General features: G+C 71.3%; 14 protein-coding genes. 2 read left to right on the forward strand and 12 right to left on the reverse strand.

Features of this window, described 5'->3' with window-relative positions:
* The first annotated feature begins 82 nt into the window (after positions 1 to 82).
* Positions 83 to 1,456, forward strand: a complete 1,374-nt coding sequence (locus tag ACZ7PG_RS07520; protein ID WP_470238268.1) for a purine-cytosine permease family protein — start codon at positions 83 to 85, stop codon at positions 1,454 to 1,456.
* Here the strand turns inward: ACZ7PG_RS07520 and ACZ7PG_RS07525 are convergent.
* From ACZ7PG_RS07525 to ACZ7PG_RS07540, 4 genes are all read right to left on the reverse strand, one after another.
* Positions 1,420 to 1,899: a hypothetical protein gene (locus ACZ7PG_RS07525; protein ID WP_470238269.1), complete on the reverse strand. Its 480-nt coding sequence runs from the start codon at positions 1,897 to 1,899 to the stop codon at positions 1,420 to 1,422. The two genes, ACZ7PG_RS07520 and ACZ7PG_RS07525, sit on opposite strands and share 37 nt — an antisense overlap.
* Positions 1,900 to 2,026: 127 nt before the next feature.
* Positions 2,027 to 3,808, reverse strand: a complete 1,782-nt coding sequence (gene murJ / locus ACZ7PG_RS07530) for a murein biosynthesis integral membrane protein MurJ (RefSeq protein WP_470238270.1) — start codon at positions 3,806 to 3,808, stop codon at positions 2,027 to 2,029.
* Between the two features lie 76 nt (positions 3,809 to 3,884).
* Positions 3,885 to 4,142 carry a hypothetical protein gene (locus tag ACZ7PG_RS07535; protein WP_155542567.1) on the reverse strand — a complete coding sequence of 86 codons (258 nt, stop codon included), beginning with the start codon at positions 4,140 to 4,142 and terminating at the stop codon, positions 3,885 to 3,887.
* Between the two features lie 317 nt (positions 4,143 to 4,459).
* Entirely contained in the window at positions 4,460 to 5,497 is a 1,038-nt protein-coding gene (locus tag ACZ7PG_RS07540) for an aldo/keto reductase (protein WP_470238271.1), read from the reverse strand.
* Between the two features lie 110 nt (positions 5,498 to 5,607).
* On the opposite strand from ACZ7PG_RS07540, the gene ACZ7PG_RS07545 reads away from it, so the two are divergent.
* Entirely contained in the window at positions 5,608 to 6,480 is an 873-nt protein-coding gene (locus ACZ7PG_RS07545) for a helix-turn-helix transcriptional regulator (RefSeq protein WP_470238272.1), read from the forward strand.
* Here the strand turns inward: ACZ7PG_RS07545 and ACZ7PG_RS07550 are convergent.
* From ACZ7PG_RS07550 to ACZ7PG_RS07585, 8 genes are read right to left on the reverse strand one after another with little or no spacing between them, the layout of a single operon-like run.
* A complete protein-coding gene (locus ACZ7PG_RS07550) occupies positions 6,407 to 7,003 on the reverse strand; it encodes a TetR/AcrR family transcriptional regulator (protein ID WP_470238273.1) in 597 nt (198 codons plus the stop codon). The genes ACZ7PG_RS07545 and ACZ7PG_RS07550 overlap by 74 nt on opposite strands.
* Positions 7,000 to 7,833: an SDR family oxidoreductase gene (locus ACZ7PG_RS07555; RefSeq protein WP_470238274.1), complete on the reverse strand. Its 834-nt coding sequence runs from the start codon at positions 7,831 to 7,833 to the stop codon at positions 7,000 to 7,002. Before ACZ7PG_RS07555 ends, ACZ7PG_RS07550 begins: the two co-directional genes overlap by 4 nt.
* Before the next feature lie 10 nt (positions 7,834 to 7,843).
* Positions 7,844 to 9,010 carry an acyl-CoA dehydrogenase family protein gene (locus ACZ7PG_RS07560; protein WP_470238275.1) on the reverse strand — a complete coding sequence of 389 codons (1,167 nt, stop codon included), beginning with the start codon at positions 9,008 to 9,010 and terminating at the stop codon, positions 7,844 to 7,846.
* On the reverse strand, positions 9,007 to 10,956 hold the full coding sequence (locus ACZ7PG_RS07565; protein WP_470238276.1) for an acetyl/propionyl/methylcrotonyl-CoA carboxylase subunit alpha: 1,950 nt from the start codon (positions 10,954 to 10,956) through the stop codon (positions 9,007 to 9,009). The genes ACZ7PG_RS07560 and ACZ7PG_RS07565 overlap by 4 nt, the downstream gene beginning before the upstream one ends.
* 7 nt (positions 10,957 to 10,963) lie before the next feature.
* The gene (locus tag ACZ7PG_RS07570; protein ID WP_470238277.1) at positions 10,964 to 12,562 is read right to left on the reverse strand and encodes an acyl-CoA carboxylase subunit beta; all 1,599 of its coding nucleotides are present in this window, start codon (positions 12,560 to 12,562) and stop codon (positions 10,964 to 10,966) included.
* On the reverse strand, positions 12,559 to 13,707 hold the full coding sequence (locus ACZ7PG_RS07575; protein WP_470238278.1) for an acyl-CoA dehydrogenase family protein: 1,149 nt from the start codon (positions 13,705 to 13,707) through the stop codon (positions 12,559 to 12,561). The genes ACZ7PG_RS07570 and ACZ7PG_RS07575 overlap by 4 nt, the downstream gene beginning before the upstream one ends.
* Positions 13,704 to 15,392 (reverse strand): acyclic terpene utilization AtuA family protein, encoded by a 1,689-nt coding sequence (locus tag ACZ7PG_RS07580; protein ID WP_470238279.1) that lies wholly within the window; start codon positions 15,390 to 15,392, stop codon positions 13,704 to 13,706. The genes ACZ7PG_RS07575 and ACZ7PG_RS07580 overlap by 4 nt, the downstream gene beginning before the upstream one ends.
* Entirely contained in the window at positions 15,389 to 16,180 is a 792-nt protein-coding gene (locus ACZ7PG_RS07585; protein ID WP_470238280.1) for a TIGR03084 family metal-binding protein, read from the reverse strand. The genes ACZ7PG_RS07580 and ACZ7PG_RS07585 overlap by 4 nt, the downstream gene beginning before the upstream one ends.
* Between the last annotated feature and the right edge of the window lie 67 nt (positions 16,181 to 16,247).

The following is a 16,247-nucleotide window of genomic DNA, read 5'->3' on the forward strand; positions in this document are numbered from 1 at the left end:
GCCCGGTGAGCGGAAACCGTTCCGGTGACCGGGAACCGGATTCCGTCACACCGGCGCAATCTTCGTCGCCTACCGTTTTCGCATGGCGAGCATCGAGGAACCCGGCTACGGCGCCAAGCTGGTGGCCGTCGAACCCGGCGGGGTCGAACCCGTCGCCGACGCGGACCGCCACGGCGGGCCCCGGCAGCTGGCCTGGACGTGGGCCTCCCCCAACCTCGAGTTCGCGACGATCTTCGTCGGCGTCCTCGCCGTCACGGCGTTCGGGCTCTCCTTCACCCAGGCCGCGCTCGCGGCGATCGTCGGGAACGCGCTCGGCGCCGTCGCGCACGGCGTCCTGAGCGCCCGCGGGCCACGCTACGGCGTGCCGCAGATGGTGCTGGGGCGGGCCGCGTTCGGCTACCGCGGGAACCTGGTGCCCGCCGCGCTCATGTCGGTCATGGCCGGCATCGGCTGGTTCGCCGTCAACAGCGTCAGCGGGGCCTTCGCGCTCGCCAGCCTCACCGGGCTCCCCACCGTCGCCTGCCTCGTGCTCGTCGTCGTGCTGCAGATCGTCATCGCGTTCTTCGGGCACAACCTCGTCCAGGCGTACGAGAAGTACGTCTTCGCCGTCCTCGCCGTCGTGTTCGCCGTCGCGAGCGTCGTCATCTTCGGGAAGGCGGGCGCCACCACGAACTCCGGCAGCGTGGGCGGGTTCCTCCTCGCCGTCGGCACGGCGTTCGGCTACACGGCGGGCTGGAACCCCTACGCCGCCGACTACACGCGCTACCTGCCGAAGACCGCGTCACCACGCGCGATCGGCCTCTACGCCGGCGGCGGCCTGTTCCTTTCGACCACGATCCTGATGCTCGTCGGCGCCGCCTCGACCACCATCGCCGGCCCGGCCGACGACAACCCGGCGACGGCGTTCACCGGGCACCTGCCCGGCTTCCTCGCCGCCGCGACACTGCTGGCGATCACGCTCGGCGCGGTCGCGGCGAACGTCCTCAACGTCTATTCGGGCGCGCTCGCCTTCCTCGCGCTCGGGGTCCGGTTGCCGCTGGCCTGGCGCCGCGCCGCCGTGGCGCTCGCGTTCGGCGTCGTCGGGTTCGCGCTGGCCTGGCTGGGGCTGGCCGACGCCGGGCACGCGTACGAGAACTTCCTGCTGGTCATCGCCTACTGGATCGGCCCGTGGCTCGGCGTGCTGCTGGCCGACCACCACCTGCGCCGCGGCACCGGGTTCGGCGAGCTGCTCGCCGACCGGCACCACCGCAACGTCGCCGGGTTCACCGCGTTCCTGGTCGGGCTGGTCGTTTCCGTCGGGCTGTTCGCGAACCAGGCGCTCTACACCGCGCCGATCCCGAAAGCGGTTCCCGGCACCGGCGACCTGACGTTCGCCGCCGGGTTCGTGCTCGCCGCCGGCATCTACCTGCTGCTCCGGCGTCAGCGCACCGGCGTGCCGTCCCGGCGGCAGCCGTAGGGGTAGCACCGGTAGTCCGGGGTGAACGTCGGGAGGGTGACCGTCGTCGTCGGGGACGGCGGGAGGTCGATCGTCACCGTCGGCGTGGGGGTCGGCGTCTGGCGCGCGTGCATGACCACCGGCGACGGCGTCGTCGTCTGCGTCGGCACGGCGATCGCGGTCGACGTCGGGACGGCGGTGGCCGGCTGCAGCTGAGGGAACTGCGTGGACCCCGGGACGGGGTCGGTCCGCGTCGCCAGGACGAGCACGAGCCCGCCGAGCACCACGATCACCGCCGACGCCAGCGCGATCCGGCCCGCCGCGCCGCGCGGCTCGGCGTCGGGATCACGCCGGGCGGCCACCTCGGCCGAGCGCGAACCGGGTTTGCGCGGCCGGGCCCCCGCCGCCCGCAGCAGTTCGTCGACCGTGACCCGGTCCCGCCGTCTGCGCGCCCTGCGCGTCATGCACGCCCTCCACCCCATCGCTGATCCGGATGGATCGTAGAAAGCCGCGCGGGAAATGTAAACGCGCTGATCGCAGCGGTCTCGTTACCGTTTCGAGACATCCGGATCACGTTCCCGGCCGTAGTCGTCAACGAGGGGCGAACCGCCGCAGGAGAGCGCCCGCGCGCCGGGTCACGGGCGTGAACTCCGGGAGCCTCAGCAGCGCCAGCAAACCGAACGGGACGGCCATCCCGAGCAAGGTCTGGACCGGCAGTTTCACCCAGGCGGACGGGATCGTGCCGAGGGAGCCGGGCACGGCATAGCCGGCGAGCACCGCCGCCCCGACGCCGAGGGCGCTCGCGCAGAGGGTGATCAGCCCGACCCGCAGGGATCGCTTGCTGCGCAGGTGCCCGAGCCGGACCCACAGCCAGACCTGGCCGAGGACGGCGCCGACCACGAACCCGGCGCCGTTCACCAGCATCACGCCGAGGACGATGTGCTCGCCGTCGAGCAGGCCGCGGCAGAGCAGCAGCAGCGGGATCTTCACGACGGTCATCACGAGCATGATCAGCGTGGGCGTGCGGGCGTCCTTCATCGCGTAGAACACCCGCAGCTGCAACATGACCAGCGCGAAGGGCAGCAGCCCGACGGCGGAGACAGCTAGGGTCTGGCCGAGGCGTTCGGCGTCGCCGAGGGTGCCGCGGCCCAGGGTGAAGATCGCGATGCCGACGGGCGTGCCGATCACGGCCAGCACCGCGGAGATCGGCACGAACAGCACCGTCGAGATGCGGGAAGCGAGCGAGAGGTCGCCGACGAGCGAGACCGTGTCGCCGTCGGCGGCCGCGCGGCTCATCCGCGGCATCAGCGCGGTCAGCAGCGAGACGCCGAGGATGCCGTACGGGAGCTGGAAGAGCAGGGACGCGTAGCTGTAGGCCGTGACGCCGCCGCTGGTGCCGTGCGTCAGCACGCGGGTGGTGACGACGAACCCGACGTGGCTGACCACGACGTAGCCGAGGATCCACGCGGCGAGCCCGCCGAACTCCTTGATCCGCGGGTCGAAGCCCCAGCGCCAGCGGAACCGGAACCCGGTGCGCAGCAACGCCGGGACCAGCACCACGGCCTGCACGACGATGCCGAGCGTGGTGCCGAGGCCGAGGACCAGCAGCTTCGGGTCGCCCATCCGGACCGGGTCGAGCGTCAGCTCCCCCGGCACGACGGCGAACAGGACGAGCGTGGCGGTGACGACGACGTTGTTCAGCACCGGCGCCCAGGCCGGCGGGCCGAAGACGTTCTGGGCGTTGAGGATCGCCGAGAGCAGCGCGAAGAGGCCGTAGAACAGGATCTGCGGCAGCAGCAGGTAGGCCAGGGCGGTGGTCAGCGCCGAGTTGGCCGTCGGAGACGATTTGTCGACGTAGAGCGCGGTGAACAGCGGCGCGATCGCCACCGCGACGACCGTGCCGACGACGAGCAGCACCAGCCCCATCGTGATGAGCCGCTGTGTGTAGGCGCGGCCGCCGTCCGGGTCGTCCTGGGAGCGGACGAGCAGCGGCACGACGACGCTGGCGAGCACGCCGCCGAAGAGCAGCTCGAAGACGATGTTGGGCAGCGTGTTCGCGACGGTGAAGGAGTCGTTGACGACCCCGGTGCCGACCACGGCGGCGAGCAGCAGCTTCGCGACGAACCCGGTGAGCCTGCTGACGGCCGAGGCGACGGCCATCCGGCCACTCGATCGGGCCAGCGACGAGCCGGCGCCGTCGCCGCGACCGGCGGAGACGGGCGAGGCGGGCGGGCGCGCGACGATCTGGGTGGCGAACTCGTCGTACGGCCGCCGGGAGACGTCGAGGTCGCGCGTCGGCCAGTGGGCGCCGCGCAGGTCACTGGGGAGGAAGACCGTCGCGTCGTCGTCCACCGGTGGTGGGGGTTCCGCCATGGCTCAAGCCTGCCAGGTCGGGATAACCGACGGTAGATCGAACACTTGTTCGAAGCTACGACACTGCGTAACGTGCTCAGGCGGCGGCGGTGATCTCCAGCGCGGCGCGGCCGGCCTCGGTCAGTTCGGCCGGAACGCGCCCGGCGGCGGCTTCGACGGCGGGGCGCAGGTAGCCGCCGTGGGCCAGCGCGTGGGCCGTCATCTGATCGCAACAGGCGAATCCGTCGATGAAGAGGTCGGGCTCGCAGCTGCACGACATCTGCGCACGGCCTGCTGCCACCGCCTTCAGCATCGCCATCGCGCGGTGGGTGAGCTCGACTCCTGAACCGGACACCGGACTGCCTTCCTCTGAGAACCGCTACTACCAGTCATTCGCCCATTGGGCCGATTGTGTTACTTACGGCACTATGACGCTTCGGACCCGGATGAGGTTCCGGATTGGTCCGGCGTGTCGCCGACCGGTTCAGGAGTCGCGGCAAGCGGCAGCTGAACCGCCGGACCTACCCGGGCTTGGAGGCGGCGGCACCACTCGCGGCCGTCGCGTCGCCGAAGTGCTCGGGCACGCTGTCGCACGGCAAGATCCGCTACCAGGTCTGCTTCCGCTGGAACTGCGACAGCACGGGCCCGCGGCCGGCCCACCTCCGCGCGCGGTCAGCGGCGCGCTTCGAGCTTCAGCTCCCCTCGCATCACCGCGCGGATGTGGTCGCCCGCCAGCAGGTCGTGCGGATAGCCCAGGTCGATCGCGCTCGCCTCGTCCAGCCGGGTCAGCTGGGCCGCGGTGAACTCCACCGCCAGCGCGCCGAGGTTGCCTTCCAGCTGCTCGGGCGTGCGGGCGCCGACGATCGGGGCCGTCACGTCCGGGTTGGCCAGCAGCCAGGCCAGCCCGACCTGCGCCGGAGTGTGGCCCAGCTCGGCCGCGACCTCCGTGACGACGTCGGCGATCGCGAGGTTCCGGTCGGTGACCATCCCCAGCCCGGCGTTGAAGCTCTCGCGCGCACTCGGGACAGCGCGGCCGTACTTGCCGGTGAGCAGGCCGCCCGCCAGCGGCGAAAACGGCGTCACCCCCAGCCCCATCGCCCGCGCCATCGGGATCAGGTCGCGTTCCGCGGCGCGGTTGACCAGGTTGTACTCGACCTGCAGCCCGACCAGCGGCGACCAGCCGCGCAGGTCGGCGATCGCCTGCATGCGCGAGATCTCCCAGGCCGGGACGTTGGACATCGCCACGTACAGGACCTTGCCCTGGCGGACCAGGTCGTCCAGACCACGCAGGATCTCCTCGACCGGCGTCGTGAAGTCCCACACGTGCAGATAAAGCAGATCGAGGTAGTCCGTGCCCAGCCGCTCCAGGCTGGCTTCCACCGACGCGAACAGGCTCTTACGGTGCGAGCCCGCGGAGTTCGGGTCGCCGGGACGGCGCAGCGTCGTGTACTTCGTGGCCAGCACCAGGCTCTCGCGGCGGTCGCGGGCGAACTCCCCCAGCTGGCGCTCGGCACTGCCGTTCGTGTACGTGTTCGCGGTGTCGATGAAGTTGCCGCCGCGCTCGACGTAGGTGTCGAACAGCTTGCGTGCCTCGGACTTCTCGGCGCCCCAGCCCCACTCGGTGCCGAAGGTCGCCGTGCCCAGCGCCAGCGGGGAGACCCGCAGCCCGGAGCGGCCCAGCAGCCGGTAGCTGTCGAGGGTGAGCGTCATGGTGTCCTCCTTGGAACGGTGTCGGCAGCGAGTCTCCGGCCACCGCTCACCCGCGGTAAGGGAAGGAACTTCCTGGGAACACCGGTCCCACCCTGGCGGTTGCACCGATCATGACGACCCCCACCGTGGAGCTGGGCGCGTTCCTGCGGTCCCGGCGGGAACGCCTGGACCCGCGCGACTTCGGCCTGCCGCCGCGCCGGCGGACGCCGGGGCTGCGCCGCGAAGACGTCGCCGAGCTGGCCGGCATCAGCATCGACTACGTCGTGCGGCTGGAGCAGGCGCGCGGGTTGCGGCCCTCGGCGGAGGTCGTGGAGGCGCTGGCCCGCGCGCTGCGCCTGGCTCCCGACGAACGCGCGTACCTCTTCGACCTGACCCGGCAGCGCCCGCGGGACGCCGACGAGCTCGTCACCACCCCGGCGCCGTCGCTGGCCCGGCTGGTCACCGACCTGTCCCCGCTGCCGGCCATGCTCCTCAACCACCGCTACGACGTCCTGGCGTGGAACCCCGAGATGGCGCGGCTGCTGGTGGATTTCGCCGCGCTGCCGCCGTCGCGGCGCAACGCCGTGTGGATCTGCCTCATGCACCCGGAGGTGCGCGAGTTCTACGTCGACCGGGAACGCGTGGTGCGCGACGGGGTCGCCCACCTGCGCACCGCGTGGGCCGCGCACCCGGACGACCGGGCGCTGACCGGCCTCATCGCCGAGCTGACCGCGGGCGACGCCGAGTTCGCGCGCCTGTGGGCCGAACAGGACGTCAAGGTCAACGCCCGCGGGCGCAAGGTCGTGCGGCACCCCGAGGCCGGCGTGCTCGCCGTGCAGTTCGAGACGCTCCGGCCGGTCCAGGACCCCGACCAGCTGCTGGTCATCCACCGCGCCGCCGACGAGGAGAGCCAGGCGGCGCTGGACCGGCTCACCCGAGCCGCAGCTCCAGCGTCCGCGCCCATTCCCGGACGATCTGACGCCGGCGGCGCGTGTCGTCCGTGAGCAGGTTCGCCAGGCCCAGCCCGCGCCCGAGGTCGAGGGTGGCCTGGACCAGCTCGCGCACCCCCGGCCGGGACTCGTCGACGCCGAGCAGCTCCACCGCCACCCGGTGCGCCTCGCGCCCGACCCGCGCCTCGAGAGGCACCAGCACGTCCCGCAGCGCGTCGTCGGTCGCCGCGACCGACCAGAGCTGCAGGGCCGCGCGGAACAGCGGCCCGGTGTAGAGGTTCAGCACCATCTCGACGACGCCCTCGATGCGCGACGCCCCGCTCGGCAGGTCCGCGGCCTGGGCCCGCAGCTCGTCGATCTGCGACTGGCCGAGCAGGTCGACCGCCGCCACCACGAGGTCCTCCCGGGTCGGGAAGTGGTGCTGGGCCGCGCCGCGCGAGACGCCGGCGCGCTCGGCGATCGCGGCCACCGTCACGCCGTGCCAGCCGCGCTCGCCGAAGCCGTCGAGCGCGGCCTCGATCAGCCGCCGCCGCGTGGTGCGGCTGCGCTCCTGCTGGGGTTCGCGGACGCCGGTCAAGCCGGGTCGACCCAGAAGTCGAGCTGGAGGTCCTCCTCCGAACCCCCGATGCGGTACTTCGAGAAGTCCGTGACCCCGGCGGCGCGCAGCACCTCGTCGTCGAGGAAGAAGTTCCCGGTCGCCTCACCGCTCGGCTTGGTGAGGATCGCGTACGCGGCGTCGGCCATGATCTCCGGCGTGCGGCTGCGGTCGGCCAGCTCGGCACCGACGACGTTGCGGATCGCCGCCGTGTCGATCGTGGTGCGCGGCCAGAGCGAGTTGACCGCGACGCCGTCCTTCTTGAGTTCGGCGGCGAGGCCGACGGTCACGAGGCTCATCGAGTACTTCGCGATGCTGTACGCGAGGTGCCCGGCGGTGAACCACTTCTCGTCGAGGCTGATCGGCGGCGACAGCGTCAGGATGTGCGCGTTGGCCGACTTCTTCAGGTGCGGAATGGCCAGTTTGGACAGCAGGAACGTGCCGCGCGCGTTGATGTCCTGCATCAGGTCGTAGCGCTTCATGCTGACCTGCTCGGTCGGCGTCAGGTCGATCGCGCTGGCGTTGTTCACGACGATGTCGATGCCGCCGAACTGTTCGACGGTCTTCGCCACGGCCGCCGCGACCCCGTCGTCGTCGCGGACGTCGCCGAGGATCGGCAGCGCGTGCCCGCCCGCCTTCTCGATGGCCTCCGCGGCGGTGTAGATCGTGCCGGGCAGCTTCGGGTGCGGTTCGGCGGTCTTGGCCAGCAGCGCGACGTTGGCGCCGTCTTTCGCGGCCCGGAGTGCGATCGCTTCGCCGATGCCGCGGCTGCCGCCGGACATGATGATCGTCTTGCCGTCCAATGTAGACATAGCGACTCTCCTAGTAGGACTTCGGGAGGCCGAGGCTGTGCTGGCCGACGAAGTTGAGCACCATCTCGCGGCTGACCGGGGCGATCCGGCCGAGCCGCACCGCCGTGACCAGCGTCCCGAGGCCGTACTCGGTGGCGAGACCGTTGCCGCCGTGGGTCTGCACGGCCTGGTCGGTCGCGCGGATGGCCACCTCGGCGGCGGCGTACTTGGCCATGTTGGCCGACTCCCCCGCGCCGAAGTCGTCGCCGGAGTCGTAGAGCGACGCCGCCTTCTGGGTCATCAGCTTCGCCAGCTCGAGCTCGATCTTGATCTCCGACAGCGGGTGCGCGAGGCCCTGGTGGGCGCCGATCGGGGTACCCCAGACCTGCCGCTGGTTGGCGTAGGAGACGGCCTTGGCCAGCGCGTACCGGGCGATGCCGAGGGAGAACGACGCGCCCATGATGCGTTCCGGGTTGAGGCCCGCGAACAGCTGCGCGATCGCCGCGTCCTCCTCGCCGACCAGCGCTTCGGCCGGCAGCTTGACGTCGTCGAGGAACAGCGAGTACTGGTTCTCCGGCGCGACGATGTCCATCGGGATCTTCGTGTACTCGAAGCCCTCGGTGCCGGTCGGCAGGATGAACAGCGCCGGCTTGAGGCGGCCCGTCTTCGAGTCCTCCATGCGCCCGACGACGAGCACCGCGTCGGCCTCGTCGACGCCGGAGATGTAGACCTTGCGTCCACTGAGGACCCAGCCGTCGCCGTCGCGCTTGGCGGTGGTGGTGATCTTGTGCGAGTTCGATCCGGCGTCCGGCTCGGTGATCGCGAAGACCATCCGCTTGGTGCCGTCGGCGATGCCGGGCAGCCACTGCTTCTTCTGGTCTTCGGTGCCGAAGCGGGAGATCACCGTGCCGCAGATCGCCGGTGAGACGACCATCAGCAGCAGCGGCGAGCCCGCGGCGGCGAGCTCTTCGAGCACCGCGGCGAGGTCGGCGATGCCCGCGCCCCCGCCGCCGTACTCCTCGGGGATGTTGACGCCGAGGTAGCCCAGCCGGCCGGCTTCGTCCCACAGTTCGTGGGTCTTCTCGTCGGCGCGGGCCTTCTTGGCGTAGTACTCGTGCCCGTACTTGGCGCCGAGCTCGGCGACGGCCTTGCGGAGCGCGATCCGCTCCTCCGGCTCGATGAAGTTCATGGCGTTCATTCTGCTTCTCCCACCACCGCGAGGATCGTGCCGACTTCGACCTGCTGTCCCACTGTCACCGGCAGTTCCGCGACCACGCCGTCGGCGGGCGCGGCGATCCGGTGTTCCATCTTCATCGCTTCGAGCCACAGCAACGGGTCGCCCGCCTTGACCGGATCTCCGGCCTGCACGGCGAGCCGCACGACCGTGCCCGGCATCGGCGCGACCAGCGACCCCGCGGCCAGCGCGGCGTCCGGGTCGGCGAACCGCGGCTCGGCCTTGAGTGCCACCGAGCCGAGCGCGGAGTCCACGTAGGACACCCCGTCGTGGCGGGCGACGTCGAAGGTGCGCCGCACGCCGGCGACGTCGAGGACGACCCGGCCGGGTTCGGCGCTCACCAGTTCGGCCTCGTACCCGTCGGCCTTCAGCCCGTCACGCGTCAGCGAATAGCCGACCTCGTACTCGCGGTCGGCGACGGTGAAGACCTTGCGCTGCCCGGCCGAGCGGACGTTGCGCCAGCCGCTGGGCAGCCGGCGTTGCGTGGTCGCCGACGCGCGGTTGCCCGCCGCGTCCGCGAGTGCGGCGGCCAGCGCCGAGAGCCGCTCGGTGTCCACAGTGGCCAGAGGCGCGGCCAGGGTGTCGAGGCCGTGCCGGTCGAAGAACGCCGTGTCGGTCTCCCCCGCGAGGAAAGCGTCGTGGCGGAGGATGTTCACCAGGAGGTCGCGGTTGGTGACGACGCCGTGGATCTTCGACGCCGCCAGTGCCTTGGCGAGCCGGCGGGCAGCCTCGGCGCGGGTCGGCGCCCAGGTGATCACCTTGGCGAGCATCGGGTCGTAGTGGACGCCCACCACGGACCCGCTCTCGAACCCGGAGTCGAGCCGCAGCCCGGCGCCGTGGGTGAACGCACGGTCCACATCGGGCACTTCGAACGTGTGCAGGGTGCCGCTCTGCGGCTGCCAGTTCTCCGCCGGATCTTCGGCGTACAGCCGGACCTCGATGGAGTGCCCGACCGTCGGCGGCGGGTCGGCGGGCAGCCGTTCGCCGTCGGCGACGCGCAGCTGCAGCGCGACCAGGTCGAGCCCCGTGACGTTCTCGGTCACCGGGTGCTCGACCTGCAGCCGGGTGTTCATCTCGAGGAAGTAGAACCGGCCGTCGGGCCCGGCGAGGAACTCGACCGTGCCCGCGCCGACGTAGTCGATCGCCTGGGCGGCCTTGCGCGCGGCGTCGAACAGCTCCTCGCGCATCGCTTCGTCGACGAACGGCGACGGCGCCTCTTCGACGACCTTCTGGTGCCGGCGCTGGATCGAGCACTCCCGCTCCCCCATCGCCCACACCGTGCCGTGCCGGTCGGCGAGCACTTGGACCTCGATGTGCCGCCCGGTCTCCAGGTACCGCTCGCAGAACACGGTCGGGTCGCCGAACGCCGACGCGGCCTCCGCACTGGCGCCTTCCACCGCCTCGGCCAGCTCGTCGAGGGCGCGGACGACACGCATCCCGCGTCCACCACCACCCGCGGAAGCCTTGACCAGCAACGGAAGATCGTCTTCGGTCACCGACGCGGGGTCCAGTTCGGACAGCACCGGGACTCCCGCTGCGGCCATCAGCCGTTTGGACTCCACTTTGGAGCCCATGGTCTCGATGGCCTCCGGCGGCGGCCCGACCCAGGTCAGCCCGGCGTCGAGGACGGCGCGCGCGAACGCGGCGTTCTCGGACAGGAAGCCGTAGCCGGGGTGGACGGCGTCGGCACCGGTGTCGGCCGCGGCCTTCACCAGCAGTTCGGCGCGCAGGTACGTCTCCGACGGCGCGTTGCCGGGCAACCGGACGGCCGCGTCGGCTTCGAGTGTGTGGGGCGCGGCGGCATCGGCGTCGGAGAACACGGCGACCGTGCCGATCCCGGCGTCGCGGCAGCTGCGGAACACACGGCGGGCGATCTCGCCGCGGTTGGCGACCAGCAGGTTCTGGATCATCGCTCACTCACATCCGGAAGACGCCGAAGCCCTCGGCGCCCTTCACTGGTCCATTGTGGATCGCCGACAGGCTCAGCCCGAGCGCGGTGCGGGTGTCGCGCGGGTCGATGATGCCGTCGTCGTAGAGCATGCCGGAGAGGAACATCGGCATCGACTCGGCCTCGATCTGGCCTTCCACCATGGCGCGCATGGCCTTGTCGTGGTCTTCGTTGTACTCCTGGCCGCGGCTTTCGGCCGCCGCGCGGGCCACGATGGACAGCACGCCGGCCAGCTGCGCCGGGCCCATCACCGCGGACTTCGCGCTCGGCCACGCGAACAGGAAGCGCGGATCGTAGGCACGGCCGCACATCCCGTAGTGCCCGGCGCCGTAGGACGCTCCCATGAGGACGGACAGGTGCGGCACCTTCGAGTTCGACACGGCGTTGATCATCATCGCGCCGTGCTTGATGATGCCGCTCTGCTCGTACTCCTTGCCGACCATGTAACCGGTCGTGTTGTGTAGGAAGACGAGCGGCGTGTGGATCTGGTTGGCCAGCTGGATGAACTGCGCCGCCTTCTGCGACTCCTCGCCGAACAGCACGCCCTGGGCGTTGGCGAGCACGCCGACCGGGTAGCCGTGGATGCTCGCCCACCCCGTCACGAGCGAAGACCCGTAGAGCGGCTTGAACTCGTCGAAATCGGAACCGTCGACGACGCGGGCGATGACCTCACGCGGGTCGAACGGCACCTTGAGGTCGGGCGGCACGATGCCGAGCAGGTCCTCGGTGTCGTACAGCGGCTCGTCGTACTCCGGCTTCGGGGAAGGCCCCTGCTTCGTCCAGTTGAGCCGCTTGATGATGTTGCGGCCCAGGCGGATCGCGTCCTGCTCGTCGACGGCGAGGTAGTCGGCCAGGCCGGACGTGCGCGCGTGCATCTCGGCGCCGCCGAGCGACTCGTCGTCGGACTCCTCCCCGGTCGCCATCTTGACCAGCGGCGGCCCGCCGAGGAACACCTTGGCGCGTTCCTTGACCATCACGACGTAGTCCGACATGCCCGGCAGGTACGCCCCGCCGGCGGTCGAGTTGCCGAAGACCAGCGCGACCGTCGGGCAGCCCGCGGCCGAGGCCCGCGTGATGTCGCGGAAGATCCGGCCACCCGGGATGAAGATCTCCTTCTGCGTCGGCAGGTCCGCGCCGCCCGACTCGACGAGGTTGATCGACGGCAGCCGGTTCTGCGCGGCGATGTCCGCGGCCCGGAAGCTCTTCTTCGTCGTCCACGGGTTGCTCGCGCCGCCCTTGACCGTCGGGTCGCTCGCCGAGATCAGGCACTCGACGCCTTCGACGACGCCGATGCCGGTGACCAGGCTCGCGCCGACGCGGTAGTCGGTGCCCCAGGCCGCCAGCGGCGAGAGCTCCAGGAACGGCGAGTCCTCGTCGAGCAGCAACTCGACCCGTTCGCGGGCCAGGAGCTTGCCGCGCTTGCGGTGGCGTTCGACGTACTTCTCGCCGCCGCCGGCCACGGCCTTGGCCTGCTCGGTGTCGATCTCGGCGAGCTTCTCCAGCATCGCCTCGCGGTTGGCGCCGAACTCGGCGGTCCGCGTGTCCACTGTGGACCTCAGAGTAGTCACGAGGTGTATCCCAATCGCTTCGCGGCCAGGCCGGTGAGGATCTCGGTGGTGCCGCCGCCGATGCCGAGGATCCGGACGTCGCGGTAGTGGCGCTCCACTTCGGACTCGCGCATGTAGCCGAGCCCGCCGTGCAGCTGGACCGCCTCGTTGACCACCCACTCGGCGGCCTCGACGGCGGTGTTCTTGGCGAAACAGGCCTCGGCGATGACCTCCTCGCCCGAGACGTGCCGGATCGCGGCCTGCCGGGCGTAGGTGCGGGCGACGTCGACCTTGCGGGCCATCTCGGTGAGCTTGTGCTGCACGACCTGCCGCGAGATGAGCGGCCGGCCGAACGTCTCGCGCAGCCGGCACCAGTCCAGCGTCAGGTCGAGGGCGCGCTGCGCGTGCGAATAGGCCTGCACGGCCAGCGAAAGCCGCTCGGTGACGAACTGGGTGGCCACCTGCGCGAACCCGCTGTTCTCGGCGCCGACGAGGTTCTCCGCCGGCACCCGGACGTCCACGTAGGACAGTTCGGCGGTGTCGGAGCAGAGCCAGCCCATCTTCTCGAGCTTGCGGGAGACGGTGAAACCGGGCGTCCCGCGTTCGACGACGATCAGCGAGAGCCCGTGGGCGCCGTCGCCGCCGGTGCGCACGACCGTCGTGACGAAGTCCGCGCGGCAGCCGGAGGTGATGAACGTCTTGGCGCCGTTGATGACGTACTCGTCGCCTTCGCGCACGGCGGTGGTGCGGATCCCGGCGACGTCCGAACCGCCGTCCGGCTCGGTGACGGCCAGCGAGCCGATCTTGTCCCCGGCGAGGGTCGGCCGCACCCAGCGCTCGATCTGGACCGGATCGTTCGCCTCGGCGATGTGCGGGACAGCGATGCCGCAGGTGAACAGCGACGCGAACAGCCCGCCGGACCCTCCGGCGTAGTGCATCTCCTCGGCGATCACCAAAGCGTCGAGGTAGTTGCCGTCTCCGCCGCCGACCTCTTCGGGGAAGCCGACGCCGAGCAGGCCCAGATCGCCGGCCTTGCGGTGCAGGTCGCGCGGCAGTTCGCCGGCCCGCTCCCAGTCGTCGAGGTGCGGCAGGACCTCCTGCTCGACGAACTTCCGCACGGTCTCGCGCAGCTCGGCCCGTTCGGGCGTCCGGAACGGATCGGTCACAGGAGCACCTCGGGGATGTCGATCGCACGGGACCGCAGCCATTCGCCGAGGGCCTTGGCCTGCGGGTCGAACCGCGCCTGCGACGCGACGCCCTCGCCGAGAATGCCTTCGACGACGAAGTTCATCGCCCGCAGGTTCGGCAGCAGGTAGCGCGTCACCGGCAGGCCGGCGGTTTCGGGCAGCAGCAGCTTGAACTCGGCGACGGTCAGCCGGTGCACCAGCCACCGCCACGCCTCTTCGGACCGGACCCAGACGCCGAGGTTGGCGTTGCCGCCCTTGTCACCACTGCGGGCGCCGGCGATCGTGCCCAGGGGCACCCGGCGCACCGGGCCGTGGTCGAGCGGCTCGGGCAGCGCGGGCTCGTCCACTTCGGACAAGTCCAGAGTGGACGTCGAAGGCGCTATGTCGACCCGCATGCCGTCCGGCAGGACAGCCACGTGCGGGACCCGCCCGGCGTCCACATAGGCCGCGGTGTAGACGCCGTACGGCGAGGCGTCGGACGGCGGCGCGGTGACGTGGAACCCGGGGTAGCTGGCCAGCGCCAGCTCGACGGCGGCACCAGTGAACGCGCGCCCGGCGACCTTCGGGTCGGCGTCCTTGACGGCGACGTGCAGCAGCGCGCTCGCGGTCTGCTCGGTGTCGGCGTCCGCGTGGTCGGTGCGGGCCAGTGTCCACTTGACATCGGCGGGCGGGCGCTCCTTGAGCGCGCCTTCGAGCTGTTCCTTCACCAGCGCGGCTTTCGCCTCGATGTCGAGTCCGGTGAGGACGAACGTCGTCTCGTTGCGGAACCCGCCGAGCGTGTTCAGCGCGACCTTCAGCGTCGGCGGCGGAGCTTCCCCGCGGACACCGGAGATGCGGACGCGATCGGGCCCGTCCTCGGCGAGCGACAGCGTGTCGAACCGGGTCGTGACGTCCGGCCCGGCGTAGCGCGCGCCGGTGATCTCGTACAGCAGCTGCGCGGTGACCGTGCCGGCGTTGACCACTCCCCCGGTGCCCGGGTGCTTGGTGATGACGCTGGAACCATCGGCCTCGATCTCGGCGATCGGGAAGCCCGGCACGCCCAGCGAATGCTCGGTGAAGAAGGCGTAGTTCCCGCCGGTGGCCTGGGCACCGCACTCGATGACGTGCCCGGCGGCGACCGCACCGGCGAGGGCGTCGAAGTCGTCGCGGGCCCAGCCGTAGTGCGCGGCGGCCGGGCCGACGATCACCGAGGCGTCGGTGACGCGGCCGGTGACGACGACGTCCGCACCGGCGTTGAGACACTCCACGATGCCCCAGGCGCCGAGGTAGGCGTTGGCGGTCAACGGTTTCCCGAGGCTCAGCTCGTCGGCGCGCGCGACCAGGTCGTCGCCTTCGACGTGCGCGATCTTGACGTCGAGGCCGAGCTTCGTGGCCAGCTCGCGCAGGGCGTCGGCGAGGCCGGCGGGGTTGAGCCCACCCGCGTTGGCGACGATCTTGACGCCCTTTTCCCTTGCCAGCCCGAGGTTTTCCTCCATCTGACGGAGGAACGTCTTGGCGTAGCCGCGGTTCGCGTCCTTCATCCGGTCGCGGCCGAGGATGAGCATGGTCAGCTCGGCCAGGTAGTCGCCGGTCAGGACGTCGAGGGGGCCGCCGGTGAGCATCTCGCGGACGGCGGAGAAGCGGTCACCGTAGAAGCCCGATGCGTTGCCGATGCGGTACGTCATGAGAACTGCCCCGGCTTGCGGCCTTCGCCCGGCGGACCGGCGAAGGCCTGCGCGATGGTCAGCCATTCTTCGACTTCGGCGCCGTGCGCGACCAGGTCCGTGTCGGCCGGGTGCCGCCGCTGGGTGACGACGAGACAGAAGTCGACGGCGCTGCCGGTGAGCTTCTGCTCGGCGTCCTCGGGCCCGAACGCCCAGGTGGAGCCGTCGGGCGCGGTCAGCTCGACGCGGAACTCCCCGGCCGGCGGCGCGAGCGAGTTGAGCAGGTAGGCGAAGTCGCGGGTGCGGGTGCCGAAGCGGGCGATGTGCCACAGCCGCGCGGTCGGCTCGCGCGTCACGCCGAGGGCGTCGAAGATGTCCTGGCCGTGGGCCCAGGTCTCCATCAGCCGCGCGGTGACCATGGAGGCCGCGCTCATCGGCGGGCCGTACCAGGGCAGCTTCTGCCCATCCGGCACGGCGGCGAGCGCCGCGGCGAGCTGAGCGCGGCCGTCTCGCCAGTCTTCGAGGATCTCCCGCGGCGGGCGCTCGGCCCCGGCCGCGGCACCGTCGTCGACGTAGGTCTCGCCGACTTTGAGGAGCTCTTCGACCTCGGCCTGCCAGTCCTCCGGGTGGGCCGCGGCGATGAAGGCCTTGCGGTCGGTCCAGGCCAGGTGGGCGATCTGGTGCGCGATAGTCCACCCCTCGGCGGGCGTGGCCCGCGCCCAGTCCGACGCGGGCAGGTCCGCCACCACGTCGTCGATCGCCCGTGATTCCGCGTCGAGATCCCCGAGGATCACGCCGAGATCCGCCATCCGCCGCCTCCTTGCGTCCTGGCGCCCAGGGTTGCACCGGCCGCCGGAAAAATCAAGCACGCCTGAT

The sequence above is a fragment of the Amycolatopsis sp. NPDC114504 genome (assembly GCF_055633595.1).